8 protein-coding genes are annotated in these 13,215 nt (G+C 75.3%); 2 read left to right on the plus strand and 6 right to left on the minus strand.

Going from position 1 to position 13,215, the window contains the following annotated elements; translation table 11 throughout:
- Nucleotides 1-17 precede the first annotated feature (17 nt).
- Together C892_RS0124830 and C892_RS0124835 are read left to right on the plus strand one after the other, a co-directional pair.
- The gene (locus tag C892_RS0124830; protein ID WP_017559418.1) at nt 18-1,430 is read left to right on the plus strand and encodes a LutB/LldF family L-lactate oxidation iron-sulfur protein; all 1,413 of its coding nucleotides are present in this window, start codon (nt 18-20) and stop codon (nt 1,428-1,430) included.
- Entirely contained in the window at nt 1,427-2,080 is a 654-nt protein-coding gene (locus C892_RS0124835; RefSeq protein WP_017559419.1) for a LutC/YkgG family protein, read from the plus strand. The genes C892_RS0124830 and C892_RS0124835 overlap by 4 nt, the downstream gene beginning before the upstream one ends.
- Nucleotides 2,081-2,516: 436 nt before the next feature.
- On the opposite strand, the gene C892_RS0124845 is transcribed toward C892_RS0124835, so the two are convergent.
- The 6 genes from C892_RS0124845 to treY form a co-directional block, all read right to left on the minus strand.
- Nucleotides 2,517-3,572 (minus strand): lipoate-protein ligase LplAB, encoded by a 1,056-nt coding sequence (locus C892_RS0124845; RefSeq protein ID WP_026124619.1) that lies wholly within the window; start codon nt 3,570-3,572, stop codon nt 2,517-2,519.
- Between the two features lie 53 nt (nt 3,573-3,625).
- Nucleotides 3,626-5,974, minus strand: a complete 2,349-nt coding sequence (locus C892_RS0124850) for a chorismate-binding protein (RefSeq protein WP_017559421.1) — start codon at nt 5,972-5,974, stop codon at nt 3,626-3,628.
- Between the two features lie 327 nt (nt 5,975-6,301).
- A complete protein-coding gene (locus tag C892_RS0124855) occupies nt 6,302-7,720 on the minus strand; it encodes an aspartate aminotransferase family protein (RefSeq protein ID WP_017559422.1) in 1,419 nt (472 codons plus the stop codon).
- Nucleotides 7,721-7,861: 141 nt separating this feature from the next.
- On the minus strand, nt 7,862-9,619 hold the full coding sequence (gene treZ, locus C892_RS0124860) for a malto-oligosyltrehalose trehalohydrolase (RefSeq protein WP_239647528.1): 1,758 nt from the start codon (nt 9,617-9,619) through the stop codon (nt 7,862-7,864).
- 148 nt (nt 9,620-9,767) lie between these two features.
- Nucleotides 9,768-10,607: a putative RNA methyltransferase gene (locus C892_RS0124865; RefSeq protein WP_193374808.1), complete on the minus strand. Its 840-nt coding sequence runs from the start codon at nt 10,605-10,607 to the stop codon at nt 9,768-9,770.
- A gap of 161 nt (nt 10,608-10,768) precedes the next feature.
- Nucleotides 10,769-13,174, minus strand: a complete 2,406-nt coding sequence (gene treY, locus C892_RS0124870; protein ID WP_017559425.1) for a malto-oligosyltrehalose synthase — start codon at nt 13,172-13,174, stop codon at nt 10,769-10,771.
- Nucleotides 13,175-13,215: the final 41 nt, after the last annotated feature.

Genomic DNA, 13,215 nt, shown 5'->3' on the forward strand with positions numbered 1-13,215 from the left:
GCGCGACATTCGTGGGGATGCCCGCCTTCCCCGACGCGGCCCGCGGGGCCACCGGGAACGCCCAGCTCAGACACAACCTGCGCAAGGCCACGCACACCATCCGCGGCAAGCGCGGGGAGGTGGTCGAGGAGCTGGACGACTGGGCCGGGCTGCGCGAGGCCGGGCGGGCCGTCAAGGACCGCACCCTGCGCCACCTGGACCACTACCTGGAGAGGCTGGAGGAGGCGGTGACCGCCGCGGGCGGCACCGTGCACTGGGCCTCCGACGCCGACGAGGCCCGCGCGATCGTGACCCGGCTGGTGCACGCCACCGGCGAGCGCGAGGTCGTCAAGGTCAAGTCGATGGCCACCCAGGAGATCGAGCTGAACAACGCCTTGGAGCAGGAGGGCATCACCGCCTACGAGACCGACCTGGCCGAGCTGATCGTCCAGCTCGGGGACGACCTGCCCTCGCACTTCCTGGTCCCTGCCATCCACCGCAACCGGGCCGAGATCGGGCGGATCTTCCGCGAGCGCATGGGCGCCTGGGGCGTGCCCGCCCCCGAGGGGCTCGGCGACGACCCGCGCGAGCTGGCCGAGGCCGCCCGGCGGCACCTGCGGCAGAAGTTCCTGGAGACCCGGGTGGCGGTGTCGGGGGCCAACTTCGCGGTGGCCGACACCGGCAGCATGGTGGTGCTGGAGTCCGAGGGCAACGGGCGGATGTGCCTGACGCTGCCCGAGACGCTGATCTCGGTGGTGGGCATCGAGAAGCTGGTGCCGAGCTGGTCGGACCTGGAGGTGTTCATGCAGCTGCTGCCGCGCTCCTCCACCGGCGAGCGGATGAACCCCTACAGCACCGTGTGGACGGGCGTGACGCCCGGGGACGGGCCCCAGGAGTTCCACCTCGTGCTGCTCGACAACGGGCGCACCGACACCCTCGCCGACCGGGTGGGGCGCCAGGCGCTGCGGTGCATCCGCTGCTCGGCGTGCCTGAACATCTGCCCGGTCTACGAGCGCACCGGCGGCCACGCCTACGGGTCGGTCTACCCGGGGCCGATCGGCGCGATCCTGACCCCGCAGCTGCAGGGCATGCAGGGGCCGGTCGAGAAGGCGCTGCCGTTCGCCTCGACGCTGTGCGGGGCGTGCTACGACGTGTGCCCGGTGGCCATCGACATCCCGGAGGTGCTGGTGCACCTGCGCGAGCGCGCGGTGGAGGGCAAGCGGCCGGGGGCGGAGAAGGCGGCCATGGCGGCGGCCGAACGGGTGCTGGACGACCCGCGGCGGATGCACCTGGCCCAGCGCGCCGCCTCGTCGCTGCGCGGGGCGGTGCCCCGGCGGCTGCCCGGCCCCGGCGCGGCCTGGACCGACACCCGCGACCTGCCCGACATCCCCGAGCGGCCGTTCCGCGACTGGTGGCGCGAGCACGCCCGGGGCGGGGAGGAGGAGCGATGAGCGCACCGCTCGGATCGCGTGAGCGCGTACTGGCCAAGGTGCGCGCCGCGCTGGCGGACGTGCCCCGGGACGAGGACCCCGGGGACGCGCCGGTGCCGCGGGACTATGCGCGCACCCACCGCCAGGGGCCCGCGCTGGACCTGCTGGTGGACCGGCTGGAGGACTACCGGGCGCAGGTGCGCCGGGTGCGCGGTGCGGAGCTGCCCGCGGCGGTCGCCGAGGCGCTGGAGCGCCGGGGCGCCGCCCGGGTGGCGGTGCCGGGCGACGCCCCCGGGGAGTGGTTCTCCCGGAGCGGCGCCGAGGTGCTGCGGGACGCGCCGTGGGAGGACCGGGTGCTGTCCGTGCCGGAGCTGGACGCGGTGGACGGCGCGGTGACCGGGTGCGCGGTGGCGGTGGCCGAGACCGGCACGATCATCCTGGACACCGGCGAGCACCAGGGGCGGCGGGCGCTGACCCTGGTCCCGGACTACCACCTGTGCGTGGTGCGGGCCCGCCAGGTGGTGGACGGGGTCCCCGAGGCCGTGGAGCGCCTGGACCCGGTGCTGCCGCAGACCTGGATCAGCGGCCCGTCGGCGACCAGCGACATCGAACTGGAGCGCGTGGAGGGCGTCCACGGCCCCAGGACGCTGGAGGTCCTGCTGGTCGAATAGTCGGCGCAAGACGGCACAATGGTGCGACCGCCCCGGCCCCTGCCGGGGCGGTCGCACCGCTTCTCCTGTTCGGACGGCACATCCCGGTTCAAAGGACGCATTGACCGACCCCCTCCCCGCGCACGGGCTCGACTTCGGCCACGTCGTCCAGCTCAGAACGTACGTCGTGGACCATGACGCCACCAGGCTCGGGCCGATCGCCGAGGCCGTGCAGGGGTACTGGGGGCCGAGCCTCCCGTGCAGCCCCTGCTCGGCGTCGCGGCCCTGGCGGCGCCCGACGTGCTGTTCGAGGTCGAGGCCATCGCGGCCCGCGCCTGATCCGCCGACGGGCGCCGGCTCCGGGCCCTGGCCGCCGGGTGTCGGGGTGCCGGGTGCGGCCGCTCCGAACCTCCGTCGGAACGGCCGCACCCGGCACTACGGCTCCGCGACAGAGCGGCTACGGGACGCGGGCGGTCCAGTCGCGGGAGCCGAACTTGGTGGCGGCCAGCTCGTGCGCGGTCTCCAGCTCGGCGTCGGTCAGGGTGTCATCCGTGAGGCCGTTGCGCTCCCGGAAGGTCGCCACCATGGCGTCCATGACCTGCTCGCGGGCGAGGCCGGTCTGGCGGCGCAGCGGGTCCACGCGCTTCTGGGCGCTCTTGGTGCCCTTGTCCGACAGCTTCTCCCTGCCGATGCGCAGCACATCGACCATCTTCTCGGCATCGATGTCGTAGGCCATCATCACGTGGTGCAGGACAGCCCCATCGTGCGCCGACACCCGCTTCTGGGCGGCGCCGGCGATCTTGCCGCCCTTGGAGGCGATGTCGTTGAGCGGCTGGTACCAGGCGTCCACGCCCAGTCCGCTCAGCGCCTCGAGCACCCAGTCGTCCAGGTAGGCGTAGCTGTCGGCGAAGGGCATGCCGTGCACCATCGGCTCGGGCACGTACAGCGAGTAGGTGATGCTGTTGCCCGGCTCTTGGAACATCGCCCCGCCGCCGCTGATGCGGCGCACCACCGTGACGTCGTGGCGGCGGGCCCCGTCCGGGTCGACCTCGTTGCGCAGGGACTGGAAGCTGCCGATGACCACCGAGGGGCGGTCCCACTCCCAGAAGCGCAGGGTGGGCCTGCGGCGACCGGAGGCCACCTCTCGGGTCAGGACCTCGTCCAGGGCCATGTGCACCTCAGGGGCGTGCGGCCCGTCCTTGATCAGCTGCCAGTCGTAGTCGCTCCACGTCGTGGCGTGCGACAGCGCGCGGCGCACCGCCACGCCCACCGCCTCGGAGGAGAAGCCGAACATGGACGTGCCTTCGGGCAGGGCGCTCTCGATGCGGCGCCCCAAGGCCTTGGCGTCGGTGTCGGCCGGGGCCCCTTCGAGGGCGCGGTCGATCTCCTCCAGGGCCTCGTCGGGCTCCAGGAAGAAGTCGCCGGCCACGCGGACGTGCCGCAGCCGGCCGTCCTCCAGCTCGAAGTCGACCACCACGAGCTTTCCACCCGGGACCTTGTACTCTCCGTGCACTGCCACTCCCCCGTGCCGCGGCGCGCGGCCGCCCCATTGCGACGTGGCAAAGACTATGCGCCGGTGGGCCCAGGGGCGGGGTGGCCCGGACGTGAGGTGTCTCGCTCCCCTGAGCGGGAATCCTCCGGGGGCTCGGCTCCGATGCAGCGGAGAACCGCCGCCGCCTTGAGGAGCGTCTCGTGGTGCTCTTCGGCGGGGTCGGACAGGGCGGTGATGGCGCCGCCGGTTCCCAGGCGCGCGCCCTCCGGGTCGCACACCAGGGTGCGGATGACGATGCTCAGGTCCGCGGTCCCGTTGAACCCCAGGTATCCCAGGCAGCCCGCGTAAGGGCCGCGCGGACGGCTCTCCAGGGCGTCGAGGAGGGCGACGGTGCGCTCCTTGGGGGCTCCGGTCATCGAGCCGCCGGGGAAGAGCGCGCGCAGGCAGTCCACGGCTCCGCGGTCGGCGCGCAACCGCCCCTTGACCGAGGTGACCAGCTGGTGGACGGTCGCGTAGGACTCCACACCCATGAGGCGGGGCACGTGGACGCTTCCGGGGCGGCACACCCGGCCCAGGTCGTTGCGGATCAGGTCGGCGATCATCAGGTTCTCGCCGCGGGTCTTGGTGTCGGAGGCCAGCTCCCGCGCGGCCTCGGCATCGGCGGCGGGCTCGGGAAGGCGGGCGGCGGTCCCCTTGATGGGCTTGCTCTCGGCCCAGCCGTGGGCGTCGATCTCTAGGAAGCGCTCGGGGGAGGCGCTGAGCACGGTGCGCGCCCCGCTGCGCAGGTAGGCGGCATAGGGGGCGGGGTTGTCGCGGCGCAGGCGCCGGTAGGCGGCCAGGAGGCCGTCGGGGCCGTCGGGGCCGTCGGGCGCGGCGGCGTCCATGGCGTAGGTGTAGCACGCCTCGTAGCTCTCGCCGTCGAGCAGCCAGGAGCGGACCTGCGCCAGGTCGTCCAGGTAGTCCCCGCGCACGACGGTGGCGCGGGCCGCTCCCTGCGGTGCGGGCGGGGGCGGTGGCGGCGCGGGGTGCACGGTGCGCAGCCGCTCCTGGTAGCCGTCGAACCAGGCGGCCGCCTCGGCGGCGGTGCCGCCGCTGTGCACGAGCCAGGCGGCGCCGGTGAGGTGGTCGGCGGCCAGGAAGCGCCGCACGGTGAGGAACTCGGCGTCGGGGCCGCGCGGGTCGGGCCGGACGGGTCCGGCCGAGGCGCTGCCGTCGGCGGCGCCGTAGCCCAGGTAGCCGACGAGGCCGCCGAGGAAGGGCAGCGGGAAGGCGTCGGGGTCGACGCGGTCGGCGGCGGTGCGGCGGGCGAGCTCGTCGAACAGGCCGCCGCTCAGGGGGCGGGCGGTGCCGCCGCGGACCTCCTCCAGGCGGGGGGCGCCGGGGCCGGCGCTGTAGCGCAGCAGCGGGTCGCGGCGGGTGTCGACGGAGCCGAGGAAGCTGTACCGCCCCATGCCGTAGGCGGTGCGGGCGCTGTCCAGCCAGAAGGCGTGGTCGTCGCCGGCGTGCAGGGCGGTGAAGACGTCCTCGGGCGAGACGTCGAGGTCGACGGCGCGCACGTGCACGTCACGGGCCGGGCTGCCGGGCACCCCTCGCACCGGTTCCGGGCGGCCCTGCGCGGCCACCGCGGCGCGGTCGCGATCCGCCGCCCCGGGTGCGGAGGAACCGGGGTCCGCCGTCCCGTTCCTCCCCGTCCCAGGCACGTCGGGGGCGGTGGCGCCGTCGCGGAAGCACTCGCTCCGGAGCGTTGCCGCACCGCTCCGCCGCTCCGGCCGCCCCTGCGCAGTGGGCCTCCGCTCCTCCGCGCGCCCCGGCAGGGCCAGGAAGTTCGCGATCAGTTCGCGCCCGTACTCGGTCTCGACCGATTCGGGGTGGAACTGGACGCCGTGCAGGGGCCGTTCCCGGTGCCGCAGGCCCATCAGGACGCCGTCGGACGCGCGCGCCGTCACCTGCAGCCCGGGCGGCAGCGGTTCCGGGACGGCCAGGGAGTGGTAGCGCACGCACCGGAACCCCTGGGGCAGACCGGCGAAGACCCCGCGCCCGTCGTGGGCGACCTCGTCGACCCGGCCGTGCATGACCTGGGGCGCGTGCTCGGCCTTGCCTCCGCTCAGCGCGGCCAGCAGCTGGTGCCCCAGGCACACGCCCAGGACGGGGCCGGGGAAGGCTTCCAGCAGCTCGGGCAGGCGCCCGATGTCGCCGGGCACGTGCGGGCTGCCGGGGCCGGGCGAGACCACGAGGTGGGTGTGGCCCCCGGCGAGCACCTCGGCCGGGTCGAAGCCGTCGTTGGGCACGGTGTGCGGCTCGGCCCCCGCGACCTGCCAGATGAGCTGGTGCAGGTTGAAGGTGTAGGAGTCGTGGTTGTCCACGAGCAGGATGCGCGGCGCCGCGTCGGGAGGCGCCCCGCTCCCGGACGGGTCGTCGCGCATGCAGGGCCTTTCACGGGGCCGCGCGCCGCGCGGCCGGGTCGTTTCGTTCGGTTCGGGGGGCGTTTCCACGATATCGACCGCGGACAGGGATGCGGGCGCCGGTATCGGATCGCCCGGGGACGCCCGCCCTCGCCTCCGGAACGGCGTTCCTGGGAGCCGTGGCGACGGCGGCCCGCCGGGCGCCCCCTCGTCGCCGACCCGGGCCGCGTCCCTCAGAGTGGTGTCGTTGCCGTCCGACCAGGTCAGCGCGGCCGTTCCGCCTCGGAGCCGGGCCCGCCCCGCCTTCGGCTCCCGGCCGGCCCCGCCTCTCCGGTCGTCGGGCCGCCCCTAAAGCAGGGACACCGCCTCGGTCAGCACCGACCGCAGGATCTGCTCGATCTCGTCGAACACGGGCTGGTCGGCGATGAGCGCCGGGGCCAGCTGGATCACCGGGTCGCCGCGGTCGTCGGCGCGGCAGTACAGGCCCGCGTCGAACAGCGCCCCGGACACGAAGCCGCGCAGGATGCGCTCGGACTCCTCGGGGTCGAAGGACCGCCGGGTCTGGCGGTCCTTGACCAGCTCGATGCCGTAGAAGTAGCCGTCCCCGCGCACATCGCCCACGATCGGCAGGTCCTTCAGCTTCTCCAGCGTGCCCCGGAACGCCGCCTCGTTCTCGCGGACGTGCCCGGTGAGCCCTTCGCGCTCGAACACGTCGAGGTTGGCCAGCGCCACCGCCGAGGACACCGGGTGCCCGCCGAAGGTGTACCCGTGGGTGAAGGCGTTGCTCCCCTCCCGGAACGGCGCGAAGACCCGGTCGGAGGCGATGGCCGCGCCGATGGGGGCGTACCCGGAGGTCATCCCCTTCGCGCAGGTGATGATGTCCGGGGTGTAGCCGTAGCGCTCGCAGGCGAACATGTGGCCCACCCGCCCGAAGGCGCAGATGACCTCGTCGGAGACCAGCAGTACGTCGTACCGGTCGCAGATCTCGCGGACCGCACGGAAGTAGCCGGGCGGCGGCGGGAAGCAGCCGCCCGAGTTCTGCACCGGTTCCAGGAACACCGCGGCCACGGTCTCCGGCCCCTCGGCCTGGACGGCCAGCTCGATCTGGCGGGCGGCCCAGCGGCCGAACGCCTCGGGGTCATCGGCCGTCCCGGGTTCGCCGGTGATCTCGTCGGCGCGGTACAGGTTGGTGTTGGCGACCTTGAGGGCGCCCGGGACCAGCGGCTCGAAGACCTTCTTCAGGTCGGGGACGCCGGTGATGGACAGCGCGCCCTGGGTGGTGCCGTGGTAGGCGACCGACCGGCTGATGACCTTGCGCTTGTCGGGCCGCCCGGTCAGCGCGAAGTACTGCTTGGCCAGCTTCCAGGCGGTCTCCACCGCCTCGCTGCCGCTGGTGGTGAAGAAGACCCGGTCCAGGTCGCCGGGGGTGTGCGCGGCGAGCCGCTCGGCCAGTTCGATGGCGGCGGGGTGGGCGTGGCTCCACAGCGGGAAGTAGGCCAGGTCGGCGGCCTGCCGCGCGGCCGCCTCGGCGATCTCGCGGCGCCCGTGCCCGGCCTGGACGACGAAGAGGCCGGCCAGCCCGTCGATGTAGCGGCGGCCCTCGGCGTCCCAGATGTGGACCCCGTCCCCGCGGGTGATGACCGGGACGCGGGCACCGTCCTCGAAGGCCGAGTGGCGGGTGAAGTGCATCCACAGGTGGTCCCGGGCGGCGTCCGAGAGCCGCTGGACGTCCTCGCGGGTCGCTTCCTGCGCGGTGTTCGTGCTCATGGCCCCTTGCCCATCGTCCGATTCGGGTGCGGTGCCCCATGATCAGCACTCACACCCGAATTCGTCAACTGTTTCAGGGGCGAAACTTGAGATCGACAACTGATAACGCGGCTAGTCGGCGATCTTCTGACGGTTTTCGCATTAGAGGTCGCAGGTGGGGTCCACCTGCTCCCGGTCGTCGGGCACGACCTCGGCGACCGCGAACGCGTGCCCGCCCAGGCACAGCCGGCCGCCCCGCACCCGCGGCTCGCCCGAGGCCAGCAGCACCCGCCGCACCGGTGCGTCCAGCACCGCGTCGGCCGGATGCGGACGCAGGTTGCACGCCACCCGCAGCGGGCCGCGGTGCAGCACCAGCACCCGCCCGTCGTCGGAGGCGCGCACCGCGAACCGGTCCAGCCGCGGGTCGGCCAGCTCAGGGCGGGCCCGGCGCAGCGCGATCAGCTCCCGGTAGGCGCACAGCACGGCCCGGTGGGGGTCGGTCGCGGGCTCCTCCCAGTCCAGGACGGAGGCCTCCCGCGCGGCCGGGTCCATCGGGTCGGGGACCGCGTCGGTCCACCCGTGCGCGGCGAACTCGCGCCGGCGGCCGCGCCGCACCGCCTCGGCCAGGTCCGGGTCGGGGAAGGAGGCGAAGAACCGCCACGGCGTGGAGGCCGCCCACTCCTCGCCCATGAAGAGCATCGGGGTGTAGGGCGAGCACAGCACCAGCGCCGCCCCGCACACCAGCAGGTCCGGCGGGACCGAGGCGGACAGGCGGTCGCCCAGGGCGCGGTTGCCGACCTGGTCGTGGGTCTGCAGGTAGGCCAGGAAGCGGGCCCCGGAGTCCTCGGCGGCGTCGACCGGGGCGCCGTGGCTCCGGCCGCGGAAGGAGGAGTACCCGCCGTCGTGCAGGAAGACCCGGCGCAGGGTGCGCGGCAGCACCGCGGGGCCGGCGAAGTCGGCGTAGTAGCCGTGGGTCTCCCCGGTGAGCGCGGTGTGCAGGGCGTGGTGCAGGTCGTCGGACCACTGGGCGGTCATGCCCAGGCCGCCGGCGGCGCGGGGGCGGACCGTGCGCGGGTCGTTGCGGTCGCTCTCGGCGATCAGCGACAGCGGCCGGCGCAGTCCGGCGGCCAGCGCCTCGGTGCGCGCCGACAGCTCGGCCAGGAGGGGGCGGGCGCCGTCGTCGCGCAGCGCGTGCACGGCGTCCAGGCGCAGGCCGTCCAGGTGGAAGTGGCGCAGCCGGTCCAGCGCGTTGTCCAGGACGTGGCGCCGCACCTCGTCGGACCCGGGGCCGTCGAGGTTGAGCGATGGGCCCCAGGCGGTCTCGCCGCCGGTGAAGTAGGGCCCGAAGCGGTGCAGGGTGGCGCCGGAGGGGCCCAGATGGTTGTAGACGACGTCCAGGACGACGCCGAGGCCGCGGGCGTGGCAGGCGTCGACGAAGCGCTTGAGGCCGTCGGGGCCGCCGTAGGGCTCGTGCACGGCGTACCAGAGCACCCCGTCGTAGCCCCACCCGCGGTCGCCGTCGAAGGCGTTGACCGGCATGACCTCGACCAGGTCCGCCCCCAGGTCGACCAGGTGGTCCAGGCGTCCGATCGCGGCGTCGAAGGTGCCCTCGGCGGTGAAGGTGCCGATGTGCAGCTCGTAGAGGACCGCCCCGGGAAGGGCGCGCCCGGTCCAGGCCCCGTCGGTCCAGGGGAAGGCGGAGTGGTCGTAGGCGCGCGAGGGGCCGGTGACGCCGTAGGGCTGGTGCACCGACCGGGGATCGGGCAGCGGTTCGGGGTCGTCGCCCAGGAGGAAGGCGTAGTCGGTCCCCGGTTCGGGCGGCGGCCCGTCGAGCACCCACCGGCCTCCCGGCCGCGGTTCCATGTCCCGGTCCCGTCCACCGGCCCGTACGCGTACCCGGTCATGGTCCGGGGCCCACACGGAGAGCCGGTCACCTGCGCCGTCGCTCACGGAGTGGCCCTACCCGCCCGCCCCGGAGATCACGCGGAGGCGGCGCCCTGCGGTGCCGTCCGGCGGACCTCGGAGGCCCGGCGCGGTCCCGTCCTCTGCGGTCCGCGCGCCGCCGGCCTCAGGGGCGGGGGCGGTAGACGCCGATCCGGAAGGAGGCCGTGACCTCGACGGGGTCGGGGAGGGTCGCGGCGCGGCGCTCCAGCTCCCCGGCCTCCAGGTGGCGGGCGCTGGGGCCCATGCCCGCGACCGTCACCGCGTCGCGGCGGGGAAGGCGCAGGGCGAGGTCCAGGGCTTCGCCGCGGGCGTGCTCGAAGCGGGTGGCGAGCGTCTCCTCCAGGCGCTCCTCTTTGCGCGCGTCGACCGAGACCAGGCCCAGGGCCTCGACCAGTTCGCCCAGGTGGCCGGGGCCGGGGGTGACGACGACGAGGAGGCCGTCGGGGCCCAGCACGCGGTGGAACTCCTCGGCGCCGCGCGGCGCGAACACGTTGAGCAGCACCGATGCGGCGCCGTCGCTCAGCGGCAGGCCCCGCCAGGCGTCGCAGGCGGCGGCCCCGGCGTGCGGGTGGGCCTTGGCGGCGCGGCGCAGGGCGTACTTGGACAGGTCCAGGCCGAGGCCGCAGGCCTGCGGGGAGCGGTCCAGCACGCGGGCGAGGTAGTAGCCGGTGCCGCCGCCGATGTCGGCGACCAGGCCGCCGTCGGCCAGGGCGGGCGCGGCCGCCTCGGCGATGCGCGCGGCCAGGGGGTCGTAGTGCCCGGCCTCCTGGAAGCCCTGCCGGTCGCGGACCATGTCGGCCGAGTCGGCGGTCCCGGTCGGCTTGGCGCCGGTGAGCAGGCCGAGGTAGCCCTCCTTGGCGACGTCGAAGGCGTGCCCGGACGAGCAGCGCACGGCGTTGCCCACCGGTTCGAGCCCGGCCCCGCAGTGGGGACAGGCCAGGCGGGCGAGGACAGGGGCGGGCATCCGGAGCCGGTCGAGCACGGGAGGACGCCCGTCGTCGCGCAAGGTAGCCATGATCGCCGTCCACTCTACTGAGCCCGGCGAGGGACCGGCGGACGAGCGCCGTCCCCCGTCCCGGCGCGGGTCCCGAGGGCGGGTCCCGAGGAAAGGCTCGGCCCGGCCGCTCACTCCCTCCGTTCCAGGAGGGCCACCGGATAGTCGGCCAGGAGGTCGGACAGCCTCGGCGCGACCCGGCCGCCGGCGGCCGGGGCCTCCACCTCGCGGCCGCTGAGCAGGTCCCGCCAGCGCCCCGGGCCCGACGGGAGCGGGAGGACCGTGTCCCTCCACCCCCCGTCCGCCTCCAGCGCCACCGGGAGGCGGGTGGCCACCGCGGCGGCCCCCAGGTCGGGCCCCCGGGCGAAGGCGACCGCGTGTCCGGCCGCGCACCCCTCGGCGCGCAGGGGCAGGTACCCGCGCAGGTCCCGGCGGCGGCGCAGGCGCAGCGCCTGGCGCACCACGTGCATCTTCGCCTCCCCCGAGGCGTCCACCGGGGGGCGCCGCCCCGACTCCAGCCGCTCCAGCAGCACCTCCCGGGCGGTGAAGTCGACCGGGCGCCGGTTGTCGGGGTCCACCAGCGACAGGTCCCACAGCTCGGTGCCCTGGTACACGTCGGGGACGCCCGGCATGGCCAGCTGCACCAGCTTCTGCCCGAGTGCGTTGCTCCACCCGTGCGGCCGGATCCAGGACACCAGGCCCTGGACGCCGACCGTGATGCGCCGGTCGGAGAGCACCCGCTCGGGCCAGGCCCGCACCTCCTCCTCGAAGGCGGGGTCCGGGTCGGTCCAGGACGTGGCCGCCTTCGCCTCGCGCGCCGCCTTGAGCAGGTGCTCGCGCAGCCGCACCGCGCTGATCGGCCACGCCCCCACCAGGGTCTGCCAGGCGAGCAGGTTCAGTGACGGCTCGCTCAGCCCGCGGCGGACGGTCCACTCGCGCACCGCGGCCGCGAACTCCTCGGGGATCTCCGTGAGGACCGCCAGGCGCGCGCGCACGTCCTCGGAGCGCTTGGTGTCGTGGGTGGACAGCGTGGTCATGCCGTGCGGCCGGGCCGTCTCCCTGCGGGCCTGGGCGGTGTGGAAGGCGCCGACGGACACCCCGAACCCGGCCGGGTCGCCGCCGACCTCGTTGAGCGCGATGAACCGCGTCGCCCGGTAGAAGGCGGTGTCCTCCACCCCTTTGGCCGTCACCATGCCGCTGGTCTGCTGGATGCGCACGGCGGCCTCGCCACCGGGGTCGCCGCGCACCAGGCGGTCGATCAGCGCCAGCTCGGCGGCGGCCTCCGGCACGCGCTCGCGGGCGCGCCGCACCGCCTCGGCCCACCGGCCGAGCCCCTCGGGAAGGTAGGTGCGGTACACGGGGAAGGAGGCCAGCAGTTCGGCCACGGCCCGGACGGTGGCCTCCGCGGGGCCGCGGCCCCCCGCCCCGCGTTCGTCCGCGCCGCCGGCTTCCCCTCCGGCCTCCGCGGCGGCCGCGCGCTCGACGGCCGAGGCGATGCGGCGGGTCTCCGCCGCCAGCACCTCGGTGGCCGCCCGGCGCTTGCACTCCTCCTCCACCCGGCGCGGGTCCCCCGGCGCCCCCAGCTCCTCGGCCAGGCGGGTCAGCGGCCCCTCCGCCCGCGGGTCGACGAACAGCCCGCACACCTCGCGCGCGGCGTCGTAGCCGGTGGTGCCCTCGACCGGCCAGCTCGCGGGCGCCTCCTCCCCCGGCGCCAGGATCTTCTCCACCGCGATCCACCCGCCGAACCGGTCCCGCAGGCGGCGCAGGTACCCGCCGGGGTCGGCCAGCCCGTCGGGGTGGTCCACCCGCAGACCGGTCACCTCCCCCGCGTCGGCCCAGCGCAGCACCTCCCGGTGGACCCGCTCGAACACCCACGGGTCCTCCACCCGCAGCGCCGCCAGGTCGGACACGTCGAAGAACCGGCGGTAGGACATGGCCTCGCGGGAGCGGCGCCAGGACACCAGGCGGTAGTGCTGCGCCCGGTGCACCTGCTCCGGATCGGCCTCCCCGTCGTGGGGGACGGTGCCCTCGGCCACCGGGTAGCGGCGCCCGTCCAGTTCCAGGTGCCCCCCGCGCAGGACCAGGCGGGACAGCGCCGCCCGCCCGCCGTCGCCGTCGTCGGGCAGCACCGGAAGCTCCAGCGGGCCGCGCTCCCAGTCGATGTCGAAGCAGCGGGCGTGCACGGCGCGGGGACCGTCCCGCAGCACCTCCCACCACCAGGCGTTGGCCTCGGGCAGGGCCACCGACATGTGGTTGGGGACGATGTCCGCCACCAGCCCCATGCCCAGGGCCCGCAGCCGCGCCGCCAGCGCGGCGCGCGCCTCCTCCCCGCCCAGGTCGGGGCAGACCCGGCGGGGGTCGGTCCAGTCGTAGCCGTGGGTGGAGCCGGGGGCGGCGAGCAGGGGGGCGGTGTAGACCGCCCCCACCCCGAGCCGGTGCAGGTAGGAGGCGGTGTCGGCGGCATCGCGAAGGCCGCCCGCAGGGCGTATCTGCAGGCGGTAGGTCGACGTCGGCGCGGTCGGTCCGTGGCTGCTCATCTGCACTCCTTGGTGCCCGCGTGCGCGCGGCCGGTAACCGT

Origin of the sequence: Nocardiopsis baichengensis YIM 90130, assembly GCF_000341205.1 — a bacterium.
Lineage (GTDB): Bacteria > Actinomycetota > Actinomycetes > Streptosporangiales > Streptosporangiaceae > Nocardiopsis_A > Nocardiopsis_A halophila.